Here is a 14,061-nt window from a genome sequence, read left to right on the forward strand (position 1 = left end):
TCGATAGAATCCAAGTTACTTACTCCTTAATTTCCTGGCACAGTTCAATCAACACCCCATTCGTGCCCTTGGGATGCAGAAAACACACTAATTTATTGTCGGCCCCACGTTTTGGAGCTTCGTTCAAGACCGTAAATCCTTCCGTTTTTAGCCGAGTCATCTCAGCCTCAATGTCCTCTACTTCAAAGGCTATGTGGTGGATTCCTTCCCCTTTTTTCTCCAGAAATTTTGCAATCGGACTATCGGGGCTCGTGGCTTCGAGGAGTTCAATTTTGGTCTGATTTACTTGAAAGAAGGAAGTCGTTACCCCTTCGGCCAGAACTGCTTCGGATTTGTAGGGGACAACATTCAATAACTTCGTAAATAAGTCATTCGACGCGGCAATGTCGCGAACGGCGATGCCGATGTGTTCGACGTTAGTAAGCATGTGTTCTAAAGAACTTTTCCGTTTGGCCGAAAGTTATAGAGAAAGCATTGATATGCGTCAACATTGACTCGATTACGACTATGGTTACGGTTTCAGAAATTGCCAAAAACAAAATTGTTGAACTACGTCAGAAGGATGGCCTGGCCGAAAATTACGCCATTCGTGTAGGCGTACAGGGTGGCGGGTGCTCGGGCCTGATGTATGATCTTCAATTCGATGCTACGCAGCAACCAACCGACCACGTTGTTGAAGATAAAGGCGTTAAGATTCTAATAGATCGCAAAAGCCTGCTTTATCTGGCCGGTACCGAACTTGATTTTTCGGACGGTCTGAACGGCAAAGGTTTCCAGTTCAAAAACCCGAACGCCAGCCGTACTTGCGGTTGCGGTGAAAGTTTCGCCGTCTGAGACCGCATCGGCGGCCCGGCGGGATTTAGCTGATTTTTAGATTTGCATGATTTTGTGGAAGCCGCTTCTTAGGGAGCGGCTTCTGTGTTTTTATACTTTGCCATATTACTGCATATTTGTTCATTCCTATTGACAAAATCCAGAAAATCTTCCAATCAGCTAAATCCCGGTTATGAACGCCAAGCCCGTTAGCCATTCCCGCACGACACTTACCGAACTGATGATTCCATCTTATGCCAATTTTGGCGGCCGTGTGCATGGGGGTATACTCCTGTCCCTGATGGACAAAGTGGCTTATGCCTGTGCAGCTAAACACGCAGGTCAGTATTGCGTAACGGTTTCCGTCGACGGGGTCAATTTCCGGCAACCGGTTGAGGTAGGGGAACTGGTTTCGCTGATGGCATCAGTTAACTATGTCGGCCGAACGTCGCTTGTCGTGGGCATTAAAGTTATATCTGAGAATGTGAGACTAGGCAGTGTAAAGCACACTAATACCAGCTATTTCACAATGGTGGCGAAAGATGATCAAGAAAAACCGACCGAGGTGCCACCGCTCCTTCTCGAAACATCTGATGACATTCGCCGTTTTCTGGAAGCGATGAAACGCAAAGAGCTTCGGATCATGAACGCCGAGTATTTTCACAATGCCAAGACGCAGATGCTGATTGATGAAAGCGTTGATAAATTAGTGAATGAGCGTTGTGAACTGGCGGACGGTCTAAGCTTGAATTTATAGTAATTTTTGTCATTCCGACCTTAGCGGGGCGGCCCGTGCCGAGGAATCTCAATTTTCATAATGGTCAAGCTTGAGATTCCTCGGCACGGGCCGCCCCGCTAAGGTCGGAATGACAAAAATTATAGCTCCCCCCGCACAATTTTGGCCCCGGCCACCATGTTCGTCAGTTTTTGTTTGGCGGCCCAGCGAGCGGTTTGACTCAACCCACAGTCGGGGGCAACAGCTAGTTTTTCGGCGGGAACATAGGGAAGGCATTTGCGAATGCGCTCAGCTACGTCTTCGGGGGTTTCGATGTAGTAGCTTTTCACGTCGATAACCCCTACGGCTACGTCGAACTTCTCGGCGAAGCGCTCTAGTAAATTCACTTCCGAGAAGTTCAGGATGGTCATTTCAGAATGAAGCTCATCGACCGTCATATCCAGAAAATCAGGGAGCATGGGGGCGATGGTTTTTTTGCCCACCGACCGGCCTTTGTAGTTGCCAAAGCACAGGTGCATGGAAAGCCGTGTTTTACCGACGCCCGGTGCTACGGTTCGGTTGAAAATATCCACAAACCGTTTGGTATCCTCCCGATACGCATAGCATGACATCGAGGGCTCGTCCACGCAAATCTCGGGCACACCCAGCTCAACCAGTGTGGCAATCTCCTTGCTGACCAGGGGTAACAAGGCTTCCGTTACTTCCCATCGGTCTTTATACAGACTACCTGGCAATAATCGCCCACTGAGCGTGTATGGGCCTGGAATGGACACTTTAATGCCCTGCCCTGCGGGGGCCAGCCGTTTTAGACGCAGGTATTCTTCAACAACGCCCAAGCCGTTAGGGGCAGTCAGTGGTTCAACGATGTTATGCTTCCCTCGCTGGTCGTGTGCGGGCGGTCCAAACCGACGCAATTCAGTCTCGTTGTTCTGAATACCATTGATATAGCCATAGAACGACAGATTGAAGTCGAAGCGGGTTTGCTCGCCATCGGTGATGACGTCTAAACCCGCAGCTACCTGGTCGTGAACGGATGCAACAACAGCATCTTCAATCATTTCATTGATGTCGGCGGGGCCAAACTGCCCGAGATGCTGGCTGGAAAATTCGAGCCAGCCCGGAAAGGGCATCGATCCGACAACAGTGGTTTTTATGGGTACGGGCTGCATGATGGTAAAGGAGTTTAGGAGGTTAAGCTAAGTAATGAATAATGGATAATGAATAATGATGAGTAGGTAACGCCCTACTAAACAGAAACCTTTTACATTATCCATTATTCATTATCCATTATTCATTTATTTATAGTTAAACGGCTTTTGATAGTTTCATAGCTACAGGGTCCCAGTTAATTACCTTTCGCTGGGCGGCACTGAGGTTGGCGGCTAAGGATGGGGCCGCGGCCCGCAAGCCAAATTCGGCATCTTCTTTCACCAACGCCGGGTTATTTTCCCGGATAGCATTGAAGAACACAATCATGTGATCGAGCCGATCGTCGTAGCCGTCGGGTGCGTTGAAGGTAACAGCGGGTTCATTCTGCACTTGACGGGTAAATTGCCCGGCGGGGTATTTCTGGTCGTATTGCCGAATAAACTCCTCCTGCATAGCCTGCGGATAGGTAAACAAGGCGTCGTAGCCCTTGCTATACATGGGGGCATTGGGTCGCTTGAGCCGGTTCAGAACGAAGGAGTTCCAGCCAATATCAATTACGCCTTCGGTACCAACCAGGCGGGTATGAATATCTCCCCCAGCACCCGTTGCCAGATTGACACGCATTGCCAGGGAGAATGATGCGTTTTTATCAGTTTTGGGATAGTTTATCAGGGCAGTAACGAGGTCATACGCATCGCGCCCATCTTTCCAGTAATTCAGATCGCCAAGTGCGTAGATGCTGGTTGGGCCCAGGCTGCCCGTTACGGTATGCAATCCAGTCAGCAAGTGCACAAACAAATCACCTGCTACCCCCGTGCCATAGTCGTTGTAGTTGCGCCACCGAAAGAAGCGCTCAGCCTGAAACGGTCGTTTGGGCGCATCGCCCAGATACGTAGCCCAGTCCACGTCTTTGGGGTTAAGATTTGGTGGTATGGTGTACTGCCAGGCACCAAGCGCATCGGTTCGATCTAAAAATGCTTCGACCGATGTCAACTCACCAATGTCGCCCGCTTCGTAGCGTTTTTTTGCTTCGAGGATGGCCGACGCACTAGCTCGCTGGCTACCCACCTGAAATACCTTGCCAGACTTTTTATGTGCAGCAATAACGGCATGGCCTTCCTCGATATGGTGAACCATGGGCTTCTCACAATAAACATGCTTGCCTGCATTCAGAGCCGCAATGGAGATATGGTCGTGCCAATGGTCGGGAACGCAAATCAGAACAGCATCTACGTCTTTTCTCGCCAGGATCTCGCGATAATCACGGGTCGTGAAAAGATCATTTCCCCACATTTCTTTAGCCCGAACTAATCGGGGAGCGTATAAATCAGCCACTGCCACCACTTTCGTGCCGGGTACTTTCAGGGCACAATCGAGATCATAATGACCAATGATACCTGCACCAATAAGGGCAATGTTGATCGTATCAGCTGCCGATCGAGGTTTAATAATTTCGATCAGGCTCTCGCGAAAATTTCGATCTGTAGGAGAAAGGTTTTCGGCACCGGCCAGGGTTGCTCCTCCTGCCAGTAGAGCTGACGTGCTACCAAGCTGGCGGAGGAATTTTCGACGTGAATGCATAGGGTAAGGAGTAGGTCAGGTCGCCTAGGTGGGCAATCCTGAAAGGCAAAAGCACTTTCTTCCGGGCTTTTAACTAGTCAACGGTATATTCCCACCACAGCATGTCTTCAATCTGGTCGAATAACCGGAAACCATTCTTTTCCAGTACTTTCTGCGAGGCTACATTATCGGCCGTTGTATCGGCTACTACGCGCAACACGCCGGGTTGCTGGTTTGCCCACGTCACCAACCCGCTCACCATTTCGGTCATGTACCCCTTTCGATGAAAGGCTGGATAGGTTCCATAGCCAATCTCAATTGTTCCGGTCTCATCGGGCTCGCCCTTAAACTTCGCTTCGGCTACAAACTGCTGATTCTGGCGATCAATAGCCAGCCATAGGGTATGATAGAGTGGATTAAAGGTAGGGTCCTGTAAGCGGGGTATGGTAAAATACTTGATGATGCTTAACACCGGTTCCACGGCTTCTCGGTGGCCTTTCTTTAAGCCTAGCGTAGCTTCCAGTTGGTGGTTATCCGCAATATGGAGCCGAATTTGATGAAGATTCAGCGGAATTAACGTCAAACGGGGTGTTTCGATCATGGCAGATGACTTTCATACTTGGCCTTCACTAACACTCCAGCCCCCATCAACGGTGAGCACCTGGCCAGTTGTAAAGGCTGAATAATCAGACATGAAATAAACGGCTGCTCCATCCAGATCGTCGGGATGGCCGATACGTCCACCATCAAGAGGTTGCTTGGTTTTGGTAAAGGCCAGGATTGTATCGTCATTGGTGGCTCGTTGGGCCATTGGGGTCTCGACCAGTGCTGGCGCTAGTACATTAACGCGAATGTTATCATTGGCATAATAGGCCGCTACTGACTTCGTGAAGCCAATCACAGCCGATTTCATGGCTGCGTAGGCATGAGTCGCAAAATAGGTGGGTGAGGGCCGGGACCCTAATACAGAACCCATATTCAGAATAACACCGCCACTACTCTGTGCCCGAAACGCCCGGACAGCCGCCTGATTCGATAGCATCAATGACGTCAGGTTAAGGTTAACCGTGTAATTCCAGCCATCAAGCGTAATATCATGAAGAGGACCATCACCGAACCGTCGGCCACTGCCACCGGCTACGTGGTATAAGCCGTCGAAACCACCAAAAATCTGCTGACACAGGGCTATAGCTTTTGGCGCTGTTTGTGGATCGGAGGCATCCCCCGACATGGCCAGTCCATTGCCATCGAGCTGTTTTTCGGCTTCTGTGCAGCTTTCTGAATTACGCCCAACGACAACCACCTGTGCTCCCTCCCGCACGAACGCCAACGCAGCCGACAGGCCCATACCTGTTGTACCCCCGATGACGACAATCTTTTTATTTTCTAACCACATGGCGATATTGGATAATCGAATTGGAATTTAATCATGCAAGAAACGAAATAGGTTGGCTATCGGCAACCCGTCTGTAGTTTTATATAGCTTATGGTGATATTCAAGTAAATGAACAATAAGTATAGGGGCAAGCAGTGCTAAACCACTTGCCCCTATTTATATGGCTTACACAATATCCCGTTCAATAATCTTTCCGCTGGCTTTCTCTTTCAGAATCACCTTGTTCCGGCCGTCGTGGGTCATTTCCTGTTTGATCAGGTAATGATCCGCATCGTACTCAACTAGCGTCGATTCGGGTTTGAGGCCTTCCTGACCACGCCAGACGGGTAGGTGTACTTTTTCCCACTGCTTGGTTTCGGCCGATTTGTAGGCTGCGTCCAATACGGCGTTTACTACATAGCCATCGTAGAAGGTTTCGGCGGGGTCACGACCTTCTTCCTGCGATTTGAACATGTCGGTAAACATGTGATTATAGCCAAGGTCATTTACTTCATCGCCAACTGGAAAGAGCCAGCCCGAATTGGATTCTGCTTTTTCGGCTATATAATCACCCCCTTTGCCGGTTGTAAACATCTCAAAGCCCGTCCGCAGGAAGTTATTGATCCAGATCGTGCCTTCGGTTCCCATCACTTCGTCGCGCAGGTCCATACCACCCCGGAAAGTCCAGCTTACTTCAAACTGGCCGATGGCCCCGTTTTCGTATTTCACTAAAGCAATAGCGTGATCTTCGGCGTCGATGGGTTTTACCTGCGTAGCGGCCCAACACATGACTTCAACGGGTTTTACATCTTTCCCGATAAAATTCCGGGCTATTTCAACGCAGTGGCAACCTAAATCGAGCATGCAACCGCCACCGGCCTGCTCTTTGTCCCAGAACCAGTCGGAGTGAGGGCCGGGGTGGGTTTCGCGGGATTTTGCCCAGAGAATTCGGCCCAGAGCGCCATTTTTAACGCTCTCCAGCGATTTCAGGAACTTAGGTGTGTAGCAGAGATCTTCCAGATAACCGGCAAAAATTCCCGCTTCTTCAACGGTTTTCATCATACGCAGGGCTTCTTCGCCCGTGCGGCCTAATGGTTTTGTACAAACCACTGATTTCTTGTGTTTCGCGCACAAATTGACCGCTGTTTCATGAATGTTGTTGGGCAGAGCGATACAAACCATATCCACATCAGGATTGGCAATGATTTCTTCCATATCGGTCGACGCAAACTCACAGCCGTAGTCGGCTTTAAATTTATCGGCAGTTTCCTGACGACGGGCATAAATGGCTACCACTTTGTCGCGGCTGCGCTGACCGTGGATGGATTCGGCATAGAAGCGGCCAATGAAGCCGCCCCCAAGCATGGCAATACGTTGCATAAAGGTTCAGGTAAAAGGTTAATCCGTACTTTCGTAACACTAAATAGCTACAATCTCGACTGATAACGCCATTCATGCCCAACTTTTTTGACATCCATACCATTTTCTTTACGTTATGGGATTACCCCATGAGTTATCTGGAGTTCTTCGGTGTGGTCAGTGGATCGGCGGCTACCTGGCTGGCGGCCAAAGCGCATGTCTGGAGTTGGCCCATTGGAGCCGCCAGTGTACTGCTTTTTTTCTTTCTGTTCTATCAGATCCAACTGTATCCAGATATGTTTTTGCAGGTGTTTTTCTTCGTAACCAACCTACAGGGCTGGTGGCGCTGGACACACCCAACCGTTGATGAAGCCGATCAACGGAATGAACTTCGCATTACCCGGTTAGTAGGACGCCCGTTGGTACTGGTCTTGCTTGGTGGTGTGGTGGCTACCGGAATCATGGGCACGTTTGCGCAGAATCTGCATGTCTGGTTTCCGGTCATGTTTAGCAAACCCAGCGCTTTTCCGTATCTGGATTCGTTCACGACGGTTATGAGCATTATTGGTACGTTTATGATGATCCATAAAAAACTGGAATGCTGGTGGGTATGGCTGGTCATTGATATCATCAGCACGTATATGTACTTTAATAAGGGCGTGAAGTTGGTGGGCGTGGAGTATGCTATTTTCTGTCTGATTGCCTTTCAGGGTGCCTGGCACTGGACACGGGAGTACCGAAGCTATCCGGTACAAACCGCTTTAAAGTAGCCTCTCTGGCTAGTCAAGCTTTAGGCGATGTGTCGCGACAACCTTTCGTTGGGTTCTGGGGTCTAGCTGAATGAACACAATCGATCGTTACCAATGAAACACATTGTATTTATCCTGTCTGTATGGACCGTTCTGGCTTGTTCTAAATCAGATACATTAACGCCAATGGATAATCTCGTAGGCACCTGGCGATTAACTTCTTATTGCAAGCCTACCAGTGGGTCAACCTGTACGGCTGTCACGGTACCTACTACCCAGAGTGTGTATGTCTCATTCGGCAAGAATGGAACCTTTACGGAATCGTATGAAAATACGAAACCGGGGGAGTATAGTTTTCTGGGTTGTGGTAGTGGTAAATACGTTATCGAGGGAGATAATGTACGAATTACGGCTTTATGTATGTCGTCTCTAGGAGGGAAGCTAATGCCCGTGGTTTCAATTACTGCGAAGCAACTTGTATTGAATCCATTTGGTACGGGTGAGTATATTTTTGTCAGGTAGCATGACAACGGGCCTGGTTTTTGGGAAGTTTATGCCGGTCCATACGGGGCATTTGGCGCTGATTGAATTCGCCCGAAAGCAATGCGATCAACTCATCGTGTCGATGACCATTTCGCCCGATGACATAATTTCTCCTGATATCCGATTTCAATGGCTGACGGAATTACTAGCTCCTTATTCTACCATAGAGGTTGTTGCGGAAACGAATGAGTTTCACGATCCAACCTTGCCGTTGTGGGAGGTTACCAAATTGTGGGCCGCTTTTATTAAACGACGTTTTCCGGAAGTGAGCGTGTTTTTTTCGTCGGAGGACTATGCGATTCCCTTAGCGCATCATTCGGGGTTACGGCACGTTTCCTTTGATCCTCCTCGTCAGCAGGTTCCTGTTTCGGCTACACTGATTCGGCAACAGCCAGCCCGGTACTGGGAGTTTATTCCAGCTATAGTACGTCCTTATTTCGTTAAAAAAATATGTTTGTACGGCCCCGAGAGCGTTGGTAAAACCACGATGGCCCGCCAGTTAGCTGCCGACTACCATACGATTTTTGTTCCCGAAATGGCTCGTGATCTAATTACCTCCAACGAGTTTACACTAGACGATTTTGTGCGAATAGGCTACGCACAAACGGAAGCCGTATGGCAAGCGGAGAAACTGGCGAACCGGGTTCTATTTTGCGATACGGACGTTATTACAACGCAGATCTATTCGGACGTTTATCTGCATGACGTGCCGCCTGTATTGTATGAATTGGAGCTTCAGGTACACTATGATGCCTATATTATGTTAGCTATTGATGTTCCCTGGGTTGCCGATGAGCTACGCGATCAGGGACATCGCCGATCTGAAATGCAGGCTCGCTTTCGGGAGGAGCTTGACCGCCGAAACTTACCTTACTATTTTGTAAGTGGCTCATATTCAGAACGCATGGATACAGTAAGTAGAATTACGCAAAAGCTGCTCTATGGCGCTTAATCCAGTCAATAAAATAGGACGTTTTTTAGATTGTCAAGTATAAAGCAAAAATTATTAATTATGATTATTTAAAGAATTTTAGCCTATAACCCATTGATAATTATGATATTACTAATATTGTACTATAATTTTGCAGTAGAAACCAAACAGTAAACCTCTATGGCAGTTGCCAAACAATTTCTAAAAAGCAAACCGCTTGCAAAAGTAACGTTTGAATTGTCGGCTGAGGCCGTCAACGGCGCAAAAACGGTCGCTCTGGCCGGTGAATTTAATAGCTGGGACCCTAGTGCCCAGGTTCTGAAGAAGCAGAAAGATGGTTCGTACAAAACGACCGTTGAACTGCCAGTGGGTGGCGAGTATCAATACCGCTACATTTTAGATGGTACGACCTGGACGAACGATTGGGCTGCTGATAAATACGTAGCCAGTGGCGTTTCTAGCGATGAGAACTCTGTTGTTGTTCTCTAAACAAGACATTTACTGAACACGATAAATGGGTAACCAGGCTGGTCAGTAGACCACTGATTACCCATTTATCATATTCAGTCTATTAGTCCTTCACAACCGACCGAGACGGTCGGCGCTACACGGTAAAGCTGTCAGACTCGACGTAGGCTTTGATCAGAGCCACTTCGCCCTCTTTTCCCTGTTGGGATTTGCCGTGTTCCATACCAAAAATGAACTCCTTATTCTCGGCTTTCTGTTTCTGGTAAATGTGTTTGAATACGTTTTTATAATTGATTTCACCCGTGGTTGGCTCATTCCGGCCCGGATTGTCGCCAATTTGAAAATAGCCAATTTCACTCCAGCACCAATCGATGTGCGGAATAATGTGCCCTTCGTTTTTTTGCATGTGGTAGATATCGAATAGAATCTTACATGAAGGACTATTGACCGCCCGACAGATTTCATACGTCTGGTCGGAGGTGCGCAGAAACAGGTTTGGCGTATCGCTCAGTGGTTCCAGTACCATGGTTAGGTTACCCGCTGCCAGAATGTCGGCTCCCCGGCGAAGGGCGTCAATTACGTTACCGGTCTGAATACCAATGGGCAGTTTTCGCTCGAAATCGCCGGGTACAACCGTGGTGAGCTTCGTGTTGCAGCGCTTGGCTGTTTCAACGGCTTTTTTGCAGCCATTCAGGAAAATGTCGATGTACTCCTGCTTCCCGGCAGCGAGGGTATTTTGCCCGTTACCGCCTTTATCGAGTACGAACACGCCCATGGTTATTCCCAGGCGGGCCATCTCTTCACCCAGTTTGGTTTGTAAGGCAGGGTCGCGGCCCATCATGCCGTTGTCTTCCATTGCTGTAAAACCCATGTCGGCCATGAACTTTAACTGGTCGATGAGGTCTTTGCCCGCGCTGTTTTCAAACATGCCAAAGTGCGGGGCATATTTGAGCTTGAAGTTATTCTTAGCCAGAAAATTAGGCTGAGAATGCCAGTTCTCGGCTAGTGATTCGCCCGAAACGGCGGCACCGGTCAGGCCTAAGCCAGCTGCGCCAAAAGTTGATTTTACGAAGTTGCGTCGTTGCATAGTAAGGGGAACCGGGATTTAGCTGATTTTACTGACCGACTTTGATTTTACAAATAGATTTTCGCTGAAAATAAAAATCAAAGTCAGTCAGTAAAATCAGCTAAATCCCGGTTCAGGTTATTTTTTCTTGAGACTGGCTAAATATTCAACTAAATCGACTAATTCCTGGGTACTCATGGCCTCCTGTAAGCCTGATGGCATCATGGAGGAATCTATTTGTTTCATGGAGACAACGTCAGACATTTTGTAGTTCTGAGTTACACCACCGGGGAACTTCATTTGCAGATCGGTTTCGGTTTTGCTGGACACAATACCGGTCATGGAACTGCCGTCTTTAAACTTAACGTCCCATCCTTCAAAGCCAAAACTGATACCCGCGTCGGGGTGTAAAATAGCTAGATATTGGCCTTCTTTGGGCAGTTTAGAGCCAATTTCGGATAGTTTTGGGCCAAAGTCCATGCCGTCGCCATTCACCTGATGGCAGGTAGAGCAGTTGTTTTTAAAGGTAACTATACCCTTTGTTGCGTCACCAGTTAAGGCAAGCAATTCATTCAGGCCGGGTAGTTTTTTGCCTTCAGCGCTCTTGCCGCCATCTAAAAAACTGGCCGCCTGCTGACGAACATTTTTTCGCCAGTCGTTACTAACACCCTGCACCGCAGCCTTTTTGTAATCGCCTTTAATGTCGCCGGATTTTAGGAGAGATACGACCAGATCCGCACCTTCCATACTACCCCCCAGCGACCGAGTGGCTTCCCGACGTAATGAAGCCGGGCGTTTATCGTCTAATGCAACTGTTTTCAGGATACCAATGGATTCTTTGTTTCCGATACGGCGTAAGGCTACGAGCATGCTGGTAGCGGCTTCGGTATCTTTATCATCTATAACTTCCCAAACCAGTGGACTTCCTCCCTGCTTCAACAATTGCCGGGCGGCATCGCGTCCCATACCATCCATCGCCTTCTTCACAGCTAATTGTTGGAGATTAGCATTTTCGGAAACCGGTTCGTAACGCGTTACAAGTTCAATGTATTCGGGCGTTCCGTATACGTCTTTCATCAATTTGGTAAGCGCTGTGGTAGCCACCGGCGAACTTTTTACGAAAGCAGGGTCGAGGTGGCGTAATGCCAGTTTGGTAACGTCAGTTGAGTTGCTGTTGACTTGTAAAATACTCAGCAGGGCAGTTGATTTTTCGGTGGCACCGGGGTTAAAGTCGAATGCCCGGAAGTAGCGCAGCCGCTGGCTCAGGTCAACCGAAGGATCACCGGCGAGTTTAGCCAACAGCGGAACAGATTCTTTTGTACGAGCCCGCCAGACTATGTCACGGCCACTGGCATTGGCGAGCGGGTCACTTTTCATCTGCTTTATCCAGGCCGTGTAGTAGCTATCCCAATTGCCTTCGGCTCCGATGCCTAAGGCTTCCAGATACCATCGGTCTTTACCATCGTACTGACTAGCCAGTTGTGCCCATAGCGCGGGAGCATCAGGAGATGCACTTCGACGAAGAGCAATAATGCACTCTCTGCGTACTTGTGCGTCCGGGTCGTTGACCAACTGCTTTAGGTATGGAATTACATCAAGTTTTAGTTCACGAGCGGCCCGGAGTGCGGTAATCCGTAAATCGGGATTGGTGCTTTTTAGTGCCGTTTCAATGTATTTTGGGCCTTTGTCCAGCTTGCTCAACAGCCACAATGCGCGGGCTTGCATCCGTGGATTATCTGACGATTTATACAGATTGGCTAATGGTTTTTCCGCTTTTTTGTCGAGTTCACGCAGTTTCTGCCAACCCGCATAGCGGATAGACATATTTGGGCTTTGTAAGGCATCGATAGCACCAGCCGTAGTTGTAAGATCCACCTTAGGCATGGTGTAAGGCGAGTTCGGTGGAGCTACGCGATACACGCGCCCCCGGTTCTGATCGCCCGCCTGGTGGCCTCCTACGCCTGGATCGTACCAGTCGGCAATGATGAGCGAACCATCGGGTGCTACGCATACGTCCGCAGGTCGGAACCACTGGTCACGGGCGCCTTCGAGTACATTCACAATTTCGGCTTTATAACCCGCTCCATCTTTCTGCACCGGATACGACCGTACCACATTGGGGCCCGCATCGCAGTGAATCATTTGATTCCGGAAAACTTCGGGCAGGAGTTTACCTTCGTATACAATCATTCCCGTTGGCGAACCGGCCCCGGTCTGGAGGAGGTTGGGTACCACGCCAGGGTCGTTTAAGTGCCAGTGTCGACGGGGGATTTCGGGCTCTATATTTTCGCGATTGGCTTGCCAGCCTGCGCCCGTCATTTCGTCGGTATAGCCGTAGTTACCCCCTTCCATGACGTAGTTGATCCGAACGCCCTTGTTGCCATCATCGTCGTTATCCGACTGCCAGAGCGTTCCGTACGAATCAACGGCGACCTCATAGTTATTCCGAAAATTCTGGGCCAGCATTTCCACGTTTTTTCCGTCGGGGTCGCAGCGGAATACCATGCCCATTTTGAAATTCTGCTTATTGATGGTTTTACCGGTAACCATATCCGTAACGGCATTACCGTCTTTATCGAGAAGCTGGCCACCTTCGTTTCCGAAGTTAAAATACCATTTACCATCGGGCCCGAACACAAACGTGTGCATGCCGTGGTCGTGCTGTTCTCCCCCTATACCAGTGAAAAGCAACTCTTTTTTGTCGGCTCTATCGTCGCCGTTTTCGTCGGTGAGAACCCACACATTGGGGCTGTCGGAAACGATAACTTTATTGCCCTGCACCCAAATACCCAACGGTGATTCGATACTCGGGTCCTGGTAGAATACTTTCGAAACGTCGGCTTTACCGTCGCCGTTGGTATCTTCCAGAATCACAATGCGGTCGCCTTCTTTGTGAGTCGGGTTACCGTTGATAGCCGGGCGGTAATTATAGGCTTCACACACCCACACCCGACCTCGTGAATCTACATCGATGTCGGTTGGGTTCGTTAGCATCGGCTCCGAAGCAAAAAGAGTCGCTTCCAGGCCGGGGGCTACGTTCAGGCTCCCAACGGCATATTTAGGGTCGTGTTTATCGTCGTCGTTCAGTTTGGCAAACAGCCTGGTTAGGTAATTTCCTGATGCTGCGTTCAGGTTCCGGTTCTGATAAGCGCCGATAAAAACTCCGCCAATTAAAAAACCAGCTGCGGAAAGGGCAACGGCCCGGCGTATAAAAGCAGAGCGTTTAGATGCGAAAAATGAGATCATATGCGTGAGCAACTAGGCGAGGTTAGCTCGTTAACGAGTAGTAGGCTATCTATTGAGTAAAAATAA

14 protein-coding genes are annotated in these 14,061 nt (G+C 49.0%); 6 read left to right on the top strand and 8 right to left on the bottom strand.

Features of this window, described 5'->3' with window-relative positions:
• Window positions 1–19 precede the first annotated feature (19 nt).
• A complete protein-coding gene (gene mce / locus EXU85_RS02230; RefSeq protein ID WP_142770510.1) occupies window positions 20–427 on the bottom strand; it encodes a methylmalonyl-CoA epimerase in 408 nt (135 codons plus the stop codon).
• Window positions 428–507: 80 nt separating this feature from the next.
• On the opposite strand from mce, the gene EXU85_RS02235 reads away from it, so the two are divergent.
• Together EXU85_RS02235 and EXU85_RS02240 are read left to right on the top strand one after the other, a co-directional pair.
• Window positions 508–834: an iron-sulfur cluster assembly accessory protein gene (locus tag EXU85_RS02235; RefSeq protein WP_142770511.1), complete on the top strand. Its 327-nt coding sequence runs from the start codon at window positions 508–510 to the stop codon at window positions 832–834.
• A 172-nt stretch (window positions 835–1,006) separates the two neighbouring features.
• Entirely contained in the window at window positions 1,007–1,570 is a 564-nt protein-coding gene (locus tag EXU85_RS02240) for an acyl-CoA thioesterase (RefSeq protein WP_142770512.1), read from the top strand.
• 119 nt (window positions 1,571–1,689) lie between these two features.
• Here the strand turns inward: EXU85_RS02240 and EXU85_RS02245 are convergent, their stop codons facing one another.
• The 5 genes from EXU85_RS02245 to EXU85_RS02265 form a co-directional block, all read right to left on the bottom strand.
• The gene (locus EXU85_RS02245) at window positions 1,690–2,718 is read right to left on the bottom strand and encodes a methionine synthase (protein WP_142770513.1); all 1,029 of its coding nucleotides are present in this window, start codon (window positions 2,716–2,718) and stop codon (window positions 1,690–1,692) included.
• A gap of 136 nt (window positions 2,719–2,854) precedes the next feature.
• Window positions 2,855–4,279, bottom strand: coding sequence for a Gfo/Idh/MocA family protein (locus EXU85_RS02250; RefSeq protein WP_142770514.1), 1,425 nt, complete (start codon window positions 4,277–4,279; stop codon window positions 2,855–2,857).
• A 73-nt stretch (window positions 4,280–4,352) separates the two neighbouring features.
• Window positions 4,353–4,859 carry a GNAT family N-acetyltransferase gene (locus EXU85_RS02255; protein ID WP_142770515.1) on the bottom strand — a complete coding sequence of 169 codons (507 nt, stop codon included), beginning with the start codon at window positions 4,857–4,859 and terminating at the stop codon, window positions 4,353–4,355.
• A 12-nt stretch (window positions 4,860–4,871) separates the two neighbouring features.
• The gene (locus tag EXU85_RS02260; RefSeq protein ID WP_142770516.1) at window positions 4,872–5,654 is read right to left on the bottom strand and encodes an SDR family NAD(P)-dependent oxidoreductase; all 783 of its coding nucleotides are present in this window, start codon (window positions 5,652–5,654) and stop codon (window positions 4,872–4,874) included.
• Between the two features lie 165 nt (window positions 5,655–5,819).
• Window positions 5,820–7,013: a Gfo/Idh/MocA family protein gene (locus tag EXU85_RS02265; protein ID WP_142770517.1), complete on the bottom strand. Its 1,194-nt coding sequence runs from the start codon at window positions 7,011–7,013 to the stop codon at window positions 5,820–5,822.
• 74 nt (window positions 7,014–7,087) lie between these two features.
• Here EXU85_RS02265 and pnuC point away from each other — a divergent pair, with 74 nt between their 5' ends.
• From pnuC to EXU85_RS02285, 4 genes are all read left to right on the top strand, one after another.
• A complete protein-coding gene (pnuC, locus tag EXU85_RS02270; protein WP_142770518.1) occupies window positions 7,088–7,762 on the top strand; it encodes a nicotinamide riboside transporter PnuC in 675 nt (224 codons plus the stop codon).
• Between the two features lie 93 nt (window positions 7,763–7,855).
• Window positions 7,856–8,263, top strand: coding sequence for a lipocalin family protein (locus tag EXU85_RS02275; protein ID WP_142770519.1), 408 nt, complete (start codon window positions 7,856–7,858; stop codon window positions 8,261–8,263).
• A 1-nt stretch (window position 8,264) separates the two neighbouring features.
• Complete coding sequence (locus EXU85_RS02280; protein ID WP_142770520.1) at window positions 8,265–9,236, top strand: AAA family ATPase; 972 nt, start codon at window positions 8,265–8,267, stop codon at window positions 9,234–9,236.
• A 159-nt stretch (window positions 9,237–9,395) separates the two neighbouring features.
• Window positions 9,396–9,704, top strand: coding sequence for an isoamylase early set domain-containing protein (locus EXU85_RS02285; RefSeq protein WP_111344898.1), 309 nt, complete (start codon window positions 9,396–9,398; stop codon window positions 9,702–9,704).
• A gap of 115 nt (window positions 9,705–9,819) precedes the next feature.
• On the opposite strand, the gene EXU85_RS02290 is transcribed toward EXU85_RS02285, so the two are convergent.
• Both EXU85_RS02290 and EXU85_RS02295 read right to left on the bottom strand, forming a co-directional pair.
• The gene (locus EXU85_RS02290) at window positions 9,820–10,770 is read right to left on the bottom strand and encodes a hydroxypyruvate isomerase family protein (protein ID WP_142770521.1); all 951 of its coding nucleotides are present in this window, start codon (window positions 10,768–10,770) and stop codon (window positions 9,820–9,822) included.
• Between the two features lie 117 nt (window positions 10,771–10,887).
• Window positions 10,888–13,995, bottom strand: coding sequence for a PVC-type heme-binding CxxCH protein (locus tag EXU85_RS02295; protein ID WP_142770522.1), 3,108 nt, complete (start codon window positions 13,993–13,995; stop codon window positions 10,888–10,890).
• Between the last annotated feature and the right edge of the window lie 66 nt (window positions 13,996–14,061).

The sequence above is a fragment of the Spirosoma sp. KCTC 42546 genome (assembly GCF_006965485.1).
Classification (GTDB): Bacteria; Bacteroidota; Bacteroidia; order Cytophagales; family Spirosomataceae; genus Spirosoma.

Coding starts and splice junctions, on each gene's coding strand:
- EXU85_RS02235 (WP_142770511.1), top strand. CDS start 508: ATGGTTACGGTTTCAGAAATTGCCAAAAACAAAATTGTTGAACTACGT.
- EXU85_RS02240 (WP_142770512.1), top strand. CDS start 1,007: ATGAACGCCAAGCCCGTTAGCCATTCCCGCACGACACTTACCGAACTG.
- EXU85_RS02245 (WP_142770513.1), bottom strand. CDS start 2,718: ATGCAGCCCGTACCCATAAAAACCACTGTTGTCGGATCGATGCCCTTT.
- EXU85_RS02265 (WP_142770517.1), bottom strand. CDS start 7,013: ATGCAACGTATTGCCATGCTTGGGGGCGGCTTCATTGGCCGCTTCTAT.
- EXU85_RS02295 (WP_142770522.1), bottom strand. CDS start 13,995: ATGATCTCATTTTTCGCATCTAAACGCTCTGCTTTTATACGCCGGGCC.
- EXU85_RS02255 (WP_142770515.1), bottom strand. CDS start 4,859: ATGATCGAAACACCCCGTTTGACGTTAATTCCGCTGAATCTTCATCAA.
- pnuC (WP_142770518.1), top strand. CDS start 7,088: ATGCCCAACTTTTTTGACATCCATACCATTTTCTTTACGTTATGGGAT.
- EXU85_RS02285 (WP_111344898.1), top strand. CDS start 9,396: ATGGCAGTTGCCAAACAATTTCTAAAAAGCAAACCGCTTGCAAAAGTA.
- EXU85_RS02290 (WP_142770521.1), bottom strand. CDS start 10,770: ATGCAACGACGCAACTTCGTAAAATCAACTTTTGGCGCAGCTGGCTTA.
- EXU85_RS02260 (WP_142770516.1), bottom strand. CDS start 5,654: ATGTGGTTAGAAAATAAAAAGATTGTCGTCATCGGGGGTACAACAGGT.
- mce (WP_142770510.1), bottom strand. CDS start 427: ATGCTTACTAACGTCGAACACATCGGCATCGCCGTTCGCGACATTGCC.
- EXU85_RS02280 (WP_142770520.1), top strand. CDS start 8,265: ATGACAACGGGCCTGGTTTTTGGGAAGTTTATGCCGGTCCATACGGGG.
- EXU85_RS02275 (WP_142770519.1), top strand. CDS start 7,856: ATGAAACACATTGTATTTATCCTGTCTGTATGGACCGTTCTGGCTTGT.
- EXU85_RS02250 (WP_142770514.1), bottom strand. CDS start 4,279: ATGCATTCACGTCGAAAATTCCTCCGCCAGCTTGGTAGCACGTCAGCT.